This window comes from Streptomyces sp. ISL-66 (genome assembly GCF_018614135.1).
Lineage (GTDB): Bacteria > Actinomycetota > Actinomycetes > Streptomycetales > Streptomycetaceae > Streptomyces.
Genome location: NZ_JAGGOW010000065.1, coordinates 122,617 through 138,780, shown reverse-complemented (window position 1 = coordinate 138,780; position 16,164 = coordinate 122,617). Strand labels below are relative to the sequence as shown.

Annotated in this window: 12 protein-coding genes and 1 pseudogene; 11 read left to right on the top strand and 2 right to left on the bottom strand. The window is 70.0% G+C overall.

Annotation, left to right across the window (positions count from 1 at the left end; translation table 11 throughout):
* The 4 genes from J7E97_RS13845 to J7E97_RS13830 all read left to right on the top strand — a co-directional run.
* Nucleotides 1-1,060: acetate--CoA ligase family protein (locus J7E97_RS13845; RefSeq protein WP_251054419.1), on the top strand; the 1,060-nt coding region annotated here is incomplete at its 5' end.
* Nucleotides 1,061-1,121: 61 nt separating this feature from the next.
* On the top strand, nucleotides 1,122-1,721 hold the full coding sequence (locus J7E97_RS13840) for a DUF5998 family protein (protein WP_215026579.1): 600 nt from the start codon (nucleotides 1,122-1,124) through the stop codon (nucleotides 1,719-1,721).
* Nucleotides 1,721-2,926 (top strand): alkaline phosphatase family protein, encoded by a 1,206-nt coding sequence (locus tag J7E97_RS13835; protein WP_215026576.1) that lies wholly within the window; start codon nucleotides 1,721-1,723, stop codon nucleotides 2,924-2,926. Before J7E97_RS13840 ends, J7E97_RS13835 begins: the two co-directional genes overlap by 1 nt.
* 65 nt (nucleotides 2,927-2,991) lie before the next feature.
* Nucleotides 2,992-3,642 carry a thymidine kinase gene (locus tag J7E97_RS13830; protein ID WP_215026573.1) on the top strand — a complete coding sequence of 217 codons (651 nt, stop codon included), beginning with the start codon at nucleotides 2,992-2,994 and terminating at the stop codon, nucleotides 3,640-3,642.
* 141 nt (nucleotides 3,643-3,783) lie between these two features.
* Here J7E97_RS13830 and J7E97_RS13825 read toward each other — a convergent pair whose 3' ends face one another.
* Together J7E97_RS13825 and J7E97_RS13820 are read right to left on the bottom strand one after the other, a co-directional pair.
* On the bottom strand, nucleotides 3,784-4,875 hold the full coding sequence (locus tag J7E97_RS13825) for a hypothetical protein (protein ID WP_215026570.1): 1,092 nt from the start codon (nucleotides 4,873-4,875) through the stop codon (nucleotides 3,784-3,786).
* Nucleotides 4,876-4,905: 30 nt separating this feature from the next.
* Complete coding sequence (locus J7E97_RS13820; protein ID WP_215026567.1) at nucleotides 4,906-9,690, bottom strand: DUF6531 domain-containing protein; 4,785 nt, start codon at nucleotides 9,688-9,690, stop codon at nucleotides 4,906-4,908.
* A gap of 361 nt (nucleotides 9,691-10,051) precedes the next feature.
* On the opposite strand from J7E97_RS13820, the gene J7E97_RS13815 reads away from it, so the two are divergent.
* From J7E97_RS13815 to J7E97_RS13795, 7 genes and pseudogenes are all read left to right on the top strand, one after another.
* Nucleotides 10,052-10,657 carry a thymidine kinase gene (locus J7E97_RS13815; RefSeq protein WP_215026565.1) on the top strand — a complete coding sequence of 202 codons (606 nt, stop codon included), beginning with the start codon at nucleotides 10,052-10,054 and terminating at the stop codon, nucleotides 10,655-10,657.
* Between the two features lie 116 nt (nucleotides 10,658-10,773).
* Nucleotides 10,774-11,178 carry an SseB family protein gene (locus J7E97_RS13810; RefSeq protein ID WP_215026563.1) on the top strand — a complete coding sequence of 135 codons (405 nt, stop codon included), beginning with the start codon at nucleotides 10,774-10,776 and terminating at the stop codon, nucleotides 11,176-11,178.
* Between the two features lie 136 nt (nucleotides 11,179-11,314).
* On the top strand, nucleotides 11,315-11,908 hold the full coding sequence (locus tag J7E97_RS36610; RefSeq protein ID WP_285428150.1) for a DUF6531 domain-containing protein: 594 nt from the start codon (nucleotides 11,315-11,317) through the stop codon (nucleotides 11,906-11,908).
* Between the two features lie 12 nt (nucleotides 11,909-11,920).
* A pseudogene (locus J7E97_RS36605) lies at nucleotides 11,921-12,283 on the top strand (hypothetical protein); the annotation flags it as partial.
* Nucleotides 12,284-12,301: 18 nt separating this feature from the next.
* A complete protein-coding gene (locus J7E97_RS13805) occupies nucleotides 12,302-14,749 on the top strand; it encodes an RHS repeat-associated core domain-containing protein (RefSeq protein WP_285428162.1) in 2,448 nt (815 codons plus the stop codon).
* Entirely contained in the window at nucleotides 14,746-15,450 is a 705-nt protein-coding gene (locus tag J7E97_RS13800; RefSeq protein ID WP_308346493.1) for a CPCC family cysteine-rich protein, read from the top strand. Before J7E97_RS13805 ends, J7E97_RS13800 begins: the two co-directional genes overlap by 4 nt.
* A 51-nt stretch (nucleotides 15,451-15,501) precedes the next feature.
* Nucleotides 15,502-16,155 carry a thymidine kinase gene (locus J7E97_RS13795; protein ID WP_215026595.1) on the top strand — a complete coding sequence of 218 codons (654 nt, stop codon included), beginning with the start codon at nucleotides 15,502-15,504 and terminating at the stop codon, nucleotides 16,153-16,155.
* The last annotated feature ends 9 nt before the right edge of the window (nucleotides 16,156-16,164 follow it).

Below are 16,164 nucleotides of genomic sequence, written 5' to 3'. Positions count from 1 at the left end.
TGCTTCCGCCGATGCTTCGGCGGACGCATCGGCCGGGCGGCCGACCGGCACCTCGGGCTCCGCGCGTGCCGGCCGCCCGTCGGCCGGCACCACGGGCACCCCGTCCCCCGGCCTGCGCGCCGCGTCCGCCCCCGGTCCGGACCCGGCGGCGACCCCCGCCGCCCCGCCCGCGCCCCACGAACAGGGCGAGACCCGGATCCCGAGCTACCCCGCCGCCGAGCGGGCCGTCAAGGCCGTCGCCGAGGCCGTGCGGTACGGACAGTGGCGCCGGGCCACCGCCGAACCGGGGCAGGTGCCCGAGTACGAGGACATCGACGAGGGCGGGACCGCCGCGCAGGTGTCCCGGCTCTTGGCCGGCGTGGCGGAACACGACGTGCTGACGCTGGAGGCCCCGGACGCCCGCGAGCTGCTCGCCCGCTACGGGATCCGGGTGCACTCCACCCTCCCCGCCCCCAGCGCGGACGCCGCCGCCCGCGCCGCCAAGGTCCTCGGCTACCCCGTCGCGCTCAAGACCACCGCCCCCCACCTGCGCCACCGCGCCGATCTCGGAGGCGTACGACTCGACCTCACCACCGAGGCCGGACTGCGCCGCGCCTACGAGGAACTCACCGCGACCCTCGGCAAGCCGCAGGAGCTCCTCCCCGTGGTCCAGGCGATGGTCCCGCGCGGCGTCGACACCGTCGTCCGCTCCGTCATCGACCCCGCGGCGGGGGCCGTCCTCTCCTTCGGGCTCGCCGGAGTCGCCTCCGAACTGCTGGGCGACACCGCGCACCGGCTGGTCCCGGCCACCGACCGGGACGCGGCGAGCCTGATCCGGTCCATCCGCACCGCCCCGCTGCTCTTCGGATGGCGCGGAAGCGACCCCGTGGACACCCCTGCGCTGGAGGAGCTGCTCCTGCGCCTGTCGCGGCTCGTCGACGACCACCCCGAGGTGGTCGGGGTCGCCCTGGAACCGGTGGTCGTGGCCACCGAGGGGCTGTCCGTACTGAGCGCCGCCGTCCGCGTCGCCCATCCGCCGGCCCGCGGCGACCTCGGGCCGCGGACCCTGCCCAGCTACTGAGCCCGTACCGGCGGCGTCCGGGGCGGCCGGGGTGCCCCGCACGGGCCTTAGGATGGACCTCATGGCGAAATCCGGTACGACGACCCAGGGGCTGCGCACGGCGATCGAGCGCAGCGGCTACTACCCGGCCCTCGTGGCCGAGGCCGTGGAGGCCGCGGTGGGCGGCGAGCCGATCTCGTCGTACCTGGTCCACCAGGAGACGACCTTCGACTCCAACGAGGTGCGCCGGCACGTCACCGTGCTGGTCCTCACCGGCAACCGTTTCATCGTGAGCCACACCGACGAGCAGGCCGCCGACGCCGGATCCCCGTCGCCGTACGCGACCACCTCCACCGAGTCGGTCAAGCTGGCCAGCATCTCCTCCGTGGTGCTCAGCCGCGTCGTCGCCAACCCGGAGTCCTACACCCCCGGCACCCTGCCCCGCGAGGTCGTCCTGACCATCGGCTGGGGCGCGGTCTCGCGCATCGACCTGGAGCCCGCCGCCTGCGGCGACCCCAACTGCGACTCCGACCACGGCTACACCGGCAACTCCACCGCCGACGACCTCAGCCTGCGCGTCAGCGAGGCGGGCGACGGCCCGGAGGCGGTCCGCCAGACCCTGCGCTTCGCCCAGGCCCTCTCCGAAGCCACGGCGGCCACGTCCGCCGGCCCCGCCCGCTGATGGCGCACTCCATCGCGCAGAGCTGGCAGGACGAGCCGGAGCTGCTGGACCTCGCCGGTGCCCCCGCCCCGCAGTACGGCGCCGGCTCGCTCGCCGATCTGCTGCCCACCCTCGTCGCGGGCCAGGGCGTACCCGGCTTCGAGCCCGTGATCACCGAGCTGACCCCGGCCGACCGGAACTGCGTGTTCCTCGTCGACGGCATGGGCTGGGAGCAGATCAAGGCCCACCCGGACGAGGCCCCGTACCTCACCTCCCTGCTCGGCACCTCGCGCGGCGGCACCGGCCGGCCGCTCACCGCCGGCTTCCCGGCGACCACCGCCACCTCGCTGGCCTCGGTCGGCACCGGCCTGCCGCCCGCACGGCACGGCCTGCCCGGCTACACCGTGCGCAACCCCGCCACCGGCGAACTGATGAACCAGCTCCGCTGGCACCCGTGGACCCCGCCCAAGCCCTGGCAGCCGTACCCGACGGTCTTCCAGCAGGCGGACGCGGCCGGCGTGGCCACCGCGCAGGTGTCCTCGCCCGCCTTCCAGACCACCCCGCTCACCAAGGTCGCGCTGAGCGGCGGCACCTTCCTCGGCCGGATGACCGGCGAGGAGCGCATGGACCTCGCGGCCGAGCGCCTCGCGGCCGGCGACCGCTCGCTCGTGTACACGTACTACAGCGAGCTCGACGGGGCCGGTCACCGGCACGGTGTCGACTCCGACGCCTGGCGCGGCCAACTGATGTACGTGGACCGGCTCGTCCAGCGGCTCGCCGAGCAACTGCCGCCGCGCACCGCGCTGTACGTGACCGCCGACCACGGGATGGTGGACGTCCCGTTCGACGAGGACTCCCGCATCGACTACGACGACGACTGGGAACTCGGCGCGGGCGTCGCCCTGTTGGGCGGCGAAGGCCGGGCCCGGCACGTGTACGCGGTACCGGGCGCCGAGGCGGACGTCCTGACCGTGTGGCGCGAGGTGCTCGGCGACCGGTTCTGGATCGCGAGCCGCGAAGAGGCCCTGGAACTCGGCTGGTTCGGGGTGCCGGGGGAGTGCGACGAGAGGGTCCTCGGCCGGATCGGCGACGTGGTCGCCGCGGCCCAGGCCGATGTCGCGATCACCGCCTCGCGCAATGAGCCCAACGAGTCGGCCCTCACCGGAATGCACGGCTCGATGACCGCCGCCGAGCAGCTCGTCCCGCTGCTCGAAATCCGCTCCTGACGCCGCCGCACCCCGCTCACGCCCCGCCCGGCCGTCCCCCTGACCCGAAAGGCCCCGTACTTCCCATGCCCGAGCTGGTGTTCTTCTCCGGAACGATGGACTGCGGAAAGAGCACACTGGCTCTCCAGATTGCCCATAACCGCGACGCGCGGGGACTCCGGGGCGTGATCTTCACCCGTGACGACCGGGCGGGCGAGGGCAAGCTGTCCTCGCGCTTGGGCCTGGTGACGGAGGCGGTGGAGGCGCCGGAGGGCATGGACCTGTACGCATACCTCGTCGCCCAACTCTCCAAGGGAGGCAAGGCGGACTACGTGATCGTGGACGAAGCCCAGTTCCTGGCTGCGGAGCAGGTCGACCAGCTGGCACGCATCGTCGACGACCTCGGCCTGGACGTGTTCGCCTTCGGCATCACCACGGACTTCCGCACGAAGCTCTTTCCCGGCTCGCAGCGGCTGATCGAGCTGGCGGACCGCATAGAGCATCTCCAGGTGGAGGCCCTGTGCTGGTGCGGCGCCCGCGCCACGCACAACGCCCGTACGGTGGGCGGCGAGATGGTCGTCGAGGGCGCCCAGGTCGTCGTCGGCGACGTCAACCGCCCGGCGGAGGAGATCGGCTACGAGGTCCTCTGCCGCCGCCACCACCGCAAGCGCATGACCTCGGCCGCGGCCCACGCCGGCGCCCTCTCCCCGGACGTCCTCCCGGTCAACCACGCCTGAGGGCCAGAGCCTGTTGCGGCGGTTCTCGATGGCGTGTGGATTGTGCTGGTCTACTATGCCGCGCGCGCAGCCGCCACGATCCAGAGTACGCCGGCAGACTGGTCCGCTGGGAGAAACGCGTCACCCGTCGGGAACGTCCGTCTACTGGAAGCTGAGCTGGTGCGGATGCGTAGGGGTGGCGGGGCAGGTGTGGACGCGCATAAGGCCGCGGCCGAGGTAGACGGCGGTCGGGTCACTGATCCGGCTGTCCGGTAGGGAGTCCTGATCCTCCAGCGGGATCCAGCTCTCCGAGGTGCCGTCCCATTCACTGACGGCCACGGTGAGCAAGGGAGGCATGGGTGTTCCGCAGACTCCGCAGGCAATGTGCGCCGGGTCGGTGAGGTGCCACGAGGCGAAGCCGCCGACCTTCCAACCGGGCGCGATGGACAGATCACCCCGGTAGGTGACCTCGTCATCCTCATCCGCGCGCGCGGCGGCCATGGCAGCCTCGTACTCCTCGTACGTGTCGAAGTTGGAGGGGGCGGAGGAGTCGAAGGCGTCATCGTCCTCTTCGTCGTCTCCCACCTCCCAGACTTCGATGACCTCCTGAAGGTCTTCGTCCAGCAGACCCTCGTACTCGTGCTCCACCACTTGTTCGGGGTGAAGTTCGCACGTGTTCGGGACGCATTCGGCCCTGCCCACCACCACGGGTTCGGGGACCACGGCGAGGACCTCGCCCACGTCCTGGGAGCGCCGCCACTTCAGCACGACGTCGATGGTCCGGTCGGGGCCGTGCGCTTCGAAGGGACACCACAGGACCTGGAGCAGGTCACAGCCGTCCGGCCCCCCGGTGAGGTCGGGGATGTCGCGGGCGAAGAGCTGCGCGGCGGCGAGCAGCGGAATCGGGTCCGCGTCGCCGATCTGCGGGGCGTGCGTTCCTGGCTGGAGGGCGTCCAAGACCTCGCGTTCCGCGTCGGTGGGACCCGACCCGGGATCGCGGTGCCATGCCTCGTCGAGGATCCGCCGCTGGAGGCGCACGTCTGACAGCAGGTGGCCCCTGCCCTTGGGATGGACCGCGGTGCACACGGGCCACGGCTCGTCGACGGGCCACAGGAACGGCCCGGCTACCGAACTGTCGTCAGCTTTCGGGGAGCCGTGGCGCGGGTGGAGGCGGGTGCTGGTATGGCGGTAGTCGGCGAGGGCGGGGAACATGGCCTCGGCGTCGACCGGGCGGGGCGGGGTGGTGCGGGTCATGTGATCCTCACTTGCTGTTCGGGGCCTGTGCTACACGCCGGTTCTGACGCCGGCCGCGGGGTTCTCGAGGCTGTGGGTGAAGGTGAAGCCCCTGTTCCCGAATGCTGTGAAGTCCAGACGGATGGGTATGGGGTTGGCTCCCTCGTAGATCGGCTTGATGTTGTACTGGATGACTTCACCGTTGCCCCTCCTGACCGCGTCGAAGATCACCTGTTCTATCTGGTCGCGCTGGTCCGGCGAGTTCGTGGGGTCCTGGGTCTGTGTGACCAGGTTGTGATAGGCCTTTGTTCCGGTACCGGCTCCCCCGAGCCGGTCGGCGAGCAGATGACCACGCGCCTCGTTGAAGTCCGTTCCGTTGCCGCGCCAGCCCGGGGGCTTGAGCTTGCCGGCGGCCGTTCCCTTCTTCGCGTCCAGGATCTCGGGCCGAAGGCAGGCGTAGACGCCGGTGGGGCGTCCGAGGTGATCGAGGCGGCCGTAGCGGATGCTCCCTTCCCAATCGTATGCGTCCATCTGGCAGCGCTTCGGTGCCAGGCCCAGTGGGTCGCTCCACGCCCAGGGGTTGAGGACGTATGTCGAGGGGTTGGGCGCTGGTGACAGGCCGAGTGGGTCGGGGCTGGTGTAACGAGCGGTGTCCGGGTCGTAGTGCCGGAAGTAGTTGTAGTGCAGGCCGGTCTCGGGATCGGCGTACTGTCCGGGGAAGCGCAGCGGGGTGTACGCGGTGGCGTCCTTGCCCCAGCCGGTGGTGCCCCAGCATGCCGAACGGGCGCGCCAGGCCGTCTCACCGGACTCGGTCACCAGCTCGGTCGGCGCACCGACCAGGTCGGTGACGATGGCGAAGAAGCGGCTGTTGACCTCTGCGGCGTCCACTTCCCGGCGCTCGTACTGGCTCAGCGGGCGGTGGCCCTCGTACTCCCAGGTGAGCACAGTCCGCGTGGCGGAGTCGGATTGCTCGACCAGGAGGGATCCGTCCCATGTGAACTGGACGGTCTCGATGACCGCCAGGCCGTCAGGGGACATACGGTGTTTGGCGGTACGCCGCCCCAGTGGGTCGTATGTGTACTGCCACAAAGCGCCGTCCGGGGTGGTGCAGGAGACCAGGTGGTCTTCGGCGTCGTAGGTGTAGCGCCAGATGTCGGGCTTGCGGGAGAGTCTGGCGCACCGTCGCATGACAACGCGGCCTTCCCCGTCGTGTTCGTAGGTGACAGCGCCAGCGGATGCCACACGGGTTCCGACGTAGGTGCGAGGTCCACGGGCTTCGCTGTGGCCGGCTGCTAGCGGCCAGTCGGCTTGGGTCTGGTTGCCCGCGCCGTCGTACGCGTACGTCTCCTTCCAGCCGGGTGCCTCGATGCTGAGCGGTCGCCCCATGGGGTCGAGTGAGATCTGCTTGTCCCACCTGGCCCCGGCTACCGACTCCGTGATCCGCACCGGGTACCCGTCGGCGCGATACGTGTAGTTCCGGACGGGTGAGGCGGTGCCGCCGCTGGTCACGGACTGGCTGACGGGCCGGCTGCGCGTGTCCCACGCCGTATGCAGGGAGGCGGGGGCCGACGACGATCCCCAGGTGCGGGTCAGTTCCCGGCCGAGCACGTCGTGGGTGAAGGCGGTCGTGTGTCCGTCGGTCGTGAGCGAGAGGCGGTCGCCCGCTTCGCTGTAGGTGGTGTGGCTGACAGCACCGGAGGGCGTCGTGCGCGAGATACGGCGCCCCAGCAGGTCGTAGCTATAGCGGCTGGTGCGACCGTCGACGGTTTCGGAGATCAGCCGTCCCATGGCGTCGCGTTCCATGGCGACGGCGGAGCCCGGCGACCGGGCGGAGACGAGTTCGCCGGCACGGTCGTAGGTGTAGAGGACGAGGTGCCCTTCGACCTCGCGGGCGGTCAACCGGTCCATGGAGTCCCACGTGTACGCGGCCGACACTCCCTGAGGGCCCGTACGGGATGTCAGACGACCCGCCTGATCGTAGGCGTAGTGAGTCCGGCGGCCGTCGAAGTCGGCCTCAGCTACGAGCCGTCCCGCGTGGTCGTAGGTGTAGCCCCATGTCTGTCCGAGCGGGTTGGTCACCTGAACCAGGCGCAGTTCGGTGTCGTAGCGCAGCTCATGGCGAGCCCCGTCTGCCGCGATACGGGCGAGGGGCTTGTCGAAGTGCCCGTACTCGGTGGCTGTGACACCGCCGTGGGTGTCCGTGTGGGCGAGGCAGTTGCCCTCAGCGTCCCAGCGCCAGGACTCGCGGTTGCCGTCGGCCGTGACGCGGTGCAGCAGCCGGTCGTCGGCATCCCAGATGAAGCGCTGCGCGCTGCCCGCGGGATCGGTGAGCCGGATGGGGCGGCCCCGGTGGTCGCGCTCCACCGTGGTGACGCCCCCGTCGGAACTGGTGATCTCCAGGGGAAGTCCCGCGCGGTTGGCGCGGATGCGCGTCGTGGAGCCGAGAGCGTCCGTGAACGACGCGACCGCACCGGTGCGGTCGTGGGTGAATTGAGTGAGAGCGTGGTCGGGCCCGCGGGTGCCGGTGCAGTTGCCCAGGCCGTCGAAGTACTGCTCCCATACGGTGCCATCCGGCGCTGTCACCTCGACCGGCAGGTTCAGCGCGTTGTAGCGCGCCGTGGAGACCGAGCCGTCAGGCAGTTGGACGGCGGTGAGATTGCCCGCTTCGTCCCAGGTCAGCTCGGTGGTGTGGCCGAGCGGGTCGGTCCGGTTCAGAGGGCGGTCGTACGCGTCCCAGGTCAGATGGGTCGTATGGCCGAGTGGATCGGTCTCGGAAACGACCTGGAGCCGGTCGTTGAGGTGGAGGACCGTGGTGGCGCCGGTGGAGTCGGTGTAGGAGGTGACGCGGTGTCCGGTCTGGGGGTGGACGCCGTAGGCGAAACGTGAGGAAAGGATGCCGTCGGGTCCCACGGTGTTGATGACGCGGCCGACCGCATCATAGACGTACCGAAACGTGGACAGATTCCGGTCGGTCCACGAGGTGACGCGGCTGTCGGCGTCGTAGGTGAAACGCATGGGGGGAGCGTCGACACGCTCCGGGCCCATCAGTGATGTGAGGTCGCCGGCCGGATCGTAGCCGTAGCGGAGGACGGTTTCCACGCCCTCCGGTCCCTGGAGGGCGAGCGCTGTGACGCGGGAGGTGTCGGCGGTGAGGCTGACCGTGTATCCGCCCGAGTGCACCACGGACAGGGGGGCTCCGTCGGAACGGCGGTTGAAACCTATGCGGTTGTCGTTACGATCGCGGACTTCGGCCAGCCAGTATGCGGGGGAGGCTCGATAAGGACTTCCGGTGAAGGTTCGGGTAACCCCGCCGTGTGCGTCGAAGACTTGGTATCGGGTCTCGCCTTCGTCTTCACCGCCGTGGACCAGTGGCAGCCGCTCACCTTCCAGCGGCAGCACCTGCTCCTCGTCCGGCCGCGGAAGCCGCGGGTAGACCAGTAGTGAGCCGTCCTCCCGGACCCAGACAGCACCTGCGCCCACCGGGTCGAGTTCGATCCGTTCGTCCAGGGTGGAGGCCCAGCTGCGGCCGAACCAATGTCCGTACCGGTAGGTCGACACGTGCGTACGGCGAAGCGCCAGGGGCAGCACACCGGGCAGGGTCAGGTCCGTCTGCGGGAGCAGCATCTTGCCGGTTGCCACGTCGACGGGATCGTTCTTACAGACGGTCTTGTCGAGAGATATGGCGTTGCTGCGCGGGGCGTCCTTGGCGTCCTGAGCCGAGTTCGGTTTGGTGCGGGCCGATTCCTCACCTTTACCGTGGTCGGCCGGGCCCCTCCTTCCTCCCTTGCCGTCCTGGTCGTTCTTGCCCTTCAGGCGGTTGAAGTCGTCGTGGATGGCCTGGTCGTTCTTCTTGTGGTCGGTGGATATCAGTTTGACGGCTTTGGGGAGGGTGGTGCCGACGTGGTCGCCCATCGCTTTGGTGGCCTTGACGAGGGCTGCCATGGCTTTGTCGGCTGCGGGGTCGATGGCCTGGGCGATGGAGTCGCGGCCTCGGGTGCGGCCGTGGTGGGACTTGGCCTTGGTCAGCTTCGATGTCGTCTTGCCGTGGATGCCGGTACTGACGTTGTTGAGGCTGGTGCCGGCCCGGGTGTGTTCGGAGTGCTCGATGTGGAGGTCGACCAGGCCGGTGCCTGCGCCTGTGCCTCCGCCTGAGCCACCTGCGGAGGCGAGGTGGAGGGATTCCTTCCCGGATTGGACGCCGTCGTTGAAGCCGTCCTTGCCTGCGTTCTTGGTCTGGTCGAGGTCGACGCCGTCCTGGAACCCGAGGGCCATCGAGCCGAGCTGGACGACGAGGTCGGCGGCCATGCCCTCCAGGGCAGCGACGGCCGGTTCGGTCATCGCGGAGACGATGTAGCCGACGGCCTCCTCGACGCATTCCTTGATGAGGCGCTTGATGACCTCTTGGGTCAGACGCATCGCGGCGGCGCCGAACAGTGCGGAGAGGCCCGCCGTGACGGGGATGAGGGAGAGGGCGATGCCGGCTTCGGCGGCGAGGTAGCCGAGCTGGACGAGGGCGGCGGCCTTCATGCCCTCGACGGCTCCGGCGGCCATGTCCATGGCGCCGGCGATGGTGCGGGCGGCGCCCGCGATATCCTTGAAGTGCTTGCCCTTGACCGTGTTCCAGTGCTGGTTCAGGGCCTCGATCGACTCGCCCTTGCTGGCGGACAGCAGGCGTTCGACGTGGTTGTTGGCGAGCTGGCCGTCGTCCAGCAGGTCGTCGGCGAACTCGCGGAGCGAGTCGGCCATGTCCCGGTAGGCGTCCTCGTCCACATTCGGCCAGGCCACGCCGATCAGGTCCAAAAGTGTGTCAGCCCAGTCGGGCACCGTGACAGACATGCCCCACCCCCCGTGGTCAGGTAGAACGACAATCGAACAGTCCTATCACGTAGTCGTTCTGACGGGTAATCCGCACCCGTGAATCCGGACCACCGCTACACGGTGGCCAGTTGCGTTGATGCAGACGTCATCAGCGCAAGGCCTTCGCGAATGCGCACGCGAGGGCGAGCTCGGCCGACTCCCGACCCCTCACTTCTGATGTGGATCTCGAATTTCGGCCTGTGGGGTGGCGACCAGTGGTGCAGCAGTCGCCCGACCTCGCCCAACAGCAGGCTGACCTGCAGGAGATGGCTCAGCGTCTGTCCGGACGACGGGTTGCGCAACCCGGCTCTGGTAGGCAGTACCGGGGCAGCGACCCGAGTTGCGTCTGGCGCTCCAGATCGCCCATAACCGCGACGCGCGGGGGCTTCAGGGCGTGATCTTCACGCGGGACGACCGCGCGGGCGAGGGCAAGCTGTCCTCGCGTCTGGGCCTGGTGACGGAGGCGGCGGAGGCGCCGGCGGGCATGGACCTCTACGCGTGCCTGGTGACCCAGCTCTCCAAGGGCGGCAAGGCGGACTACGTGATCGTGGACGAGGCCCAGTTCCTGGCCCCTGCCCAGATCGACCAGTTGGCCCGGATCGTCGACGACCTGGGTCTGGACGTCTTCGCCTTCGGCATCACGACGGACTTCCGTACGAAGCTGTTCCCCGGCTCCCAGCGCCTGATCGAGCTGGCGGACCGCCTGGAGCAGCTCCAGGTGGAGGCCTTGTGCTGGTGCGGGGCCCGTGCCACGCACAACGCCCGTACGGTGGGCGGGGAGATGGTGGTCGAGGGCGAGCAGGTCGTGGTCCGCGACGTGAACCGCCCGGCGGAGGAGATCGGCTACGAGGTCCTCTGCCGCCGCCACCACTGCAAGCGCATGACCTCGGCAGCGGCCCACGCCGGCGCCCTCTCCCCGGACGTCCTCCCGGTCAACCACGCCTGACCACCCTCTTCGGCCGCCTGGTGACGGAGGCCTCACAAGGGGCCTGAGCGGAACCGGAGGGGCTCCCGATAGCGTTTCCCTCAAGGACGCCGACCGGCGCTGGAGGGGCACGGGCCATGGAACTGACCAGGGAAATCGCCGCGATACGGGATGGAATGGGTGATCCTGCCCGGCTGGTGGGTGAGTTTCGGCGGGCGGTGCTGCTCGTGCCGCTCGCGGATGGCCCCGGGGGCGGTCTGATGTCGGCGGTGTCAGGTGGGATCCGGTGGATTTACGCGTTCACCGACGAGGAGGCGCTGGCGAGGTTCGCGGCGGCGCGCGGGGAGTCGGACCGGGAGTGGGAGTTCCTCTCGGTGCTGGGTGCGCGGCTGGTGGACGCGGTGGTTCCGATGGCGGACGGTCCGGCGGGTGTGGTGGTGGACGTGGCGGACGCGGACGGGTCGATGTTCTTCCCGCCGGTCGCGGGGATCGTGCCCGAGGGCAGTGCGGTGGATGTCACCGGTGGCGGGGTGGCGGCCTGATGGCGGGTGACGGGGATCTTGAGGTCTCGCCGGCGGCGGTCAAGAACATCCGGGACGGTCTGCGGGCCGCGATCGGGGAGTTGCGGGAGGCGGGCGCGGACGCGGCCGGCGCGTCGCAGGGCGCCGGTTTCTCCGGATGTTCCTTCCACAGACGGACATCGTCCTGCCCGGCACCCTGCCCCTGGTTTTCACCCGCCGTGCCGAGTCCGGGTACACGGCCGGCCGCTGGTTCGGCCCGTCCTGGTCCTCCACCATCGACGAACACTTGGAGATCGACCCCGAGGGCGTCGTCCTGGTCACCGCCGACGGTCTGGTCCTCCCATACCCGCATCCCGCCCCCGGCGTGCCGGTGTTCGCCACCAGTGGTCCCCGATGGACGCTGGACCGTACCCCGGAGGGTGACTACGCCGTCACCGACCCGGCCCTGGGCCGTATCCGGTTCTTCGCCGCTCCCACCGGCGCCGAGGATGACGGTGACGGGTACGGACACGCGGTCATCGACCGCGTCGAGGACCGCAACGGCAACACGATCACCTTCGAGTACGACGCCGAGGGCATCCCCCTGGGCATCGCCCACAGCGGCGGCTACCATCTGCGCTTCGAGACTGTCGAGGGCCGCGTCACCGGCCTCCACCTGACCGGCGGCCCGCGCGTCCTCGCGTACGGCTACACCCACGGAAACCTCACCGAGGTCGTCAACTCCTCGGGCCTGCCGCTGCGCCTCGCCTAGGACGAGCGCGGCCGCATCACCTCATGGACGGACACCAACGACCGCCGCTTCACCTACGCGTACGACGACCAGGACCGGTGCGTCGCCGAAGGAGGCACCGACGGGCAGCTGGCCCTCACCCTCACCCTCACCTACGACACGGTCGACCCAGGGACGGGGCTGCGCGTCACCACGACCACCACGGGTGAGGGGCACATCCGCCGATATCTGATCGATGACGCCTACCGCGTGGTCGCGTCGATCGACGCGCTCGGAGCCATCACGCGCCACGCGTACGACCGGCGGGGCCTGCCGGTCATGGAGACGGACGCGCTGGGCCACGTCACCCGGCGCACCTACGACGGGCGCGGTCTCCTCACGGCCCTGGAGCGGCCGGACGGGCGCGTGGGCAGGATGGAGTACAACGACCTCGGCCTTCCGACTCGGGTGGTGAACCCCGACGGCCGGGTCTTCCGTCAGACCTATGACGAGCGTGGCAACCGTACGTCGATGACCTCGCCGACCGGGTCGACGACCGTGCTGGAGCACGATGAGCGGGGCTCTCTGGTTGCGCAGACGAACCCGCTGGGGGCCATCGTCCGCATCGACTCCGATGCCGCGGGCCTGCCGTACCGGGTGACGGACCCGCGCGGCGCGGTCACCCGCTTCGAGCGGGACGCCTTCGGCCGGGTCGTGCGTTTCGCCGATCCGCTGGGCGCGGTCACCCGCATGGAGTGGACGGTGGAAGGGAAGCCTTTCCGCCGGATCGCCCCGGACGGGACCGAGCAGTCCTGGACGTACGACGGCGAGGGCAACTGCCTCACCCACACGGACGCGGTGGGTGGAACGACGGTGTACGAGTACACCGACTTCGACCTGATGTCGGCACGGACCACCCCGGACGGGGTGCGGTACGAGTTCGCCTACGACGCCGAATTGCGCCCGGTCCGGGTGACGGGCCCGCACGGTGCCGAGTGGACGTACGTGTACGACGCCGCGGGCCGGCTGGTGTCGGAGACGGACTTCGACGGCCGGACCGTCGACTCCGTTTACGACGCTTCCGGGCAGCTCTCGTCCCGGACGAACGGCCCCGGCCAGGTGGTGGCCTTCGAGCGCAACGCGCTGGGGCAGGTGATCCGCAAGGAGACCCCGGACGGCGTCACGACGTACGAGTTCGACGTTTTCGACGAGTTGGCCGCGGCGACCACCCCCGACGGTTCCACGCTGGCCAGGCTGCGGGACCGGCACGGGCGGCTACTCTCGGAGACCGCGGACGGCCGGACGCTCTCGTACGACTACGACGAGCTCGGCAGGCGCGTGGGACGCACGACCCCCACAGGGGCGCGGAGCCTCTGGACGTTCACCGCCGACGGTCGGCACGGTGAACTCACCACGTCCGGGCGGACCGTTGCCTTCGGGCGCGACGCGGCGGGCCGCGAGGTGAGCCGCACCGTCGGCTCGGCCCTCACCGTGGCTCAGCGGTTCGATGCCCAGGGGCGGGTGACCGGGCAGCAGGTGATCGGCGCGGACGGCGCCGTCCTGCAACGCCGCGACTACGGTTACCGGGACGACGGGTTCCTGACGGGGATCGGGGACGCCCTGAACGGCGACCGGTCCTTCACGCTCGACGCGATCGGGCGGGTCACCGCAGTGGACGCGGACGGCTGGTCGGAGCGCTACGGCTACGACGGGACTGGCAATCAGACCTCGGCGTCCTGGCCGGACGGCCATCCCGGAGAAGAGGTGCGCGGCGAACGCGCGTACACGGGAACCCGGATCACCCGGGCGGGCCGAGTGCGCTACGAGCATGACGAGCGGGGCCGGGTGGTCCTCCAGCAGCGGACCAGGCTGTCCCGCAAGCCGGACTCCTGGCGCTACGAGTGGGATGCCGAGGACCGGCTCTCGGCCGTCGTGACCCCGGACGGCACGCGTTGGCGCTACCGGTACGACGTGCTGGGCCGCCGCACGGCCAAACAGCGCCTCGCGCCGACCGGTGTGGTGCCTGAGGTCGTGGAGGAGACCCTCTTCACCTGGGACGGAACGACGCTGTGCGAGCAGACCACGATCGCCGGCGGCTCTGGCGCCCCGGCGGTGACCCTCACCTGGAACCACGACGGTCACCATCCGCTCACCCAGACGGAACGCATCGCGGACGCCTCGCAGGAGGTGATGGACGAGCGGTTCTTCGCGATCGTCACCGATCTGATCGGCACCCCGAAGGAGCTGGTCGGCGAGGACGGGAAGATCGCCTGGCGCAGCCGCTCGACGGTTTGGGGCGCCACCACGTGGAACCGCGACGCGACGGCGTACACGCCGCTGCGTTTCCCGGGCCAGTACTTCGACGCGGAATCAGGCCTTCATCACAACTACTTCCGCACGTATGACCCGGAAACGGCCCGCTACTTCTCGCCGGACCCGCTGGGGCTGCGGCCGGCACCGAATCCAGTCGCCTACGTCGGAAATCCGTTCACCCGGTTCGGCCTGCTGGGCCTCGCGCCGGATCCGGACTGCGAGGAAATCGATGCGCAGATCAAGAAGGCGCGGGAAAGCTGGACCAGCCCGGCGAGCCTGAGCCGGCACTACGGTGACCACGGTCGGGACCTGAACATCTACGACGAGGACGACTACGCGATGGCGGCGGACGACTTGATGTCCGGGCCGAAGCCGCCGGGTGTCAGGGAGAAGGAATCCTTGATGGAGGGCAAGGCCTACCGCTGGGACCCGGAGACCAACGAATTCGGGACCAAGGACCTGAAGACCGGTAAAATCATTACCTATTTCGATAGTTCCATTCGGCGGGACGGTACAGCGACGAACGCCAACGCCAAGCGCTATTGGGACGAGCAACCAGGACTGGAGTGACAGTGACGACAGGTGCATCACCCTGCATCGTCTGCCGGAACCTGACCGTAGGGGTACCGGGCAATCACGAGATCTGCCCCGTCTGCGGGTGGCAGGACGACGGTGGGGACTATCGGGATCCCGACCGCTATGTGGGTGGTCCCAACCACGTCACGCTTCGGGAGGCCCGTCAGAACTACGAGGAATTCGGAGCCAGCGAGCGGCGACGTGTCGACCGGGTGCGGCCGCCCCTGCCCGAGGAGGTCGCCCCACCGCAGGAGCAGGCGCGGGCGCCGGTACCCGCGCCGGAACCGAGCTGGCTCGAGTTCATCGACAACCCCGAGATCATCCGGGCGGTCTACGGGGAGCAGGCCGTGCCCGAACTCGACGGCGTCACGGTGCGCGAGATCTGCTGGCACTGGGAGGGCCCGTCAGTCCTCATCCGGTTCGACCTGCCCGCGTACCCGGATGCGCCGCCCCAGGAATGGCGCGAGAGCCGCTTCGACACGGCCCAGGTGGAACTCCGCCTCCTCGGCGCGGCCGCTGCACTCGAAGCCGGCCAGGACTGCACGCCGGTCGGGAGCATCGTCCTGGGCAAGGGGTCCGCGGCGCCCGTCCACGTCACGCTCGACGCGCCACGGTTCCGCGCCAGGGTGAACGCCCGGAGTGCCGTCGTCCGAGCGGTGACGGGGTACCTGCGGAACGAGCCTCACGAGGAGTAGCCCGCGGTCCGCACCGGCCCGGAGCACGGAGACAGGGGGTACGGGGCCCTGATCGGCTCCCGTGCCGGCAGTACGGACGATGGCCATTGGTCCAGCGAAAGCACCCTGGCGCTCCAGATCGCCCACAACCGCGACGCGCGGGGGCTTCAGGGCGTCATCTTCACCCGTGACGACCGTGCGGGCGAGGGCAAGCTGTCCTCCCGCCTCGGCCTGGTGACGGAGGCGGTGGAGGCCCCTGCGGGCATGGACCTGTACGCGTACCTGGTCGCCCAACTGTCGAAGGGCGGCAAGGCGGACTACGTGATCGTGGACGAGGCCCAGTTCCTGGCGCCCGAGCAGATCGACCAGTTGGCCCGGATCGTCGACGACCTCGGCCTGGACGTCTTCGCCTTCGGCATCACGACGGACTTCCGCACCAAACTCTTCCCGGGCTCGCAGCGCCTGATCGAGCTGGCGGACCGCCTGGAGCAGCTCCAGGTCGAGGCCCTGTGCTGGTGCGGCGCCCGCGCGACGCACAACGCCCGTACGGTGTGCGGCGACATGGTCGTCGAGGGCGCCCAGGTCGTCGTCGGTGACGTGAACCGTCCGGCGGAGGAGATCGGCTACGAGGTCCTCTGCCGCCGCCACCACCGCAAGCGCATGACCTCGTCCGCGTCCCGGTCGGGCACCCTCTCCCCGGACGTCCTCCCGGTCAACCACGCCTGACTGCCTGGC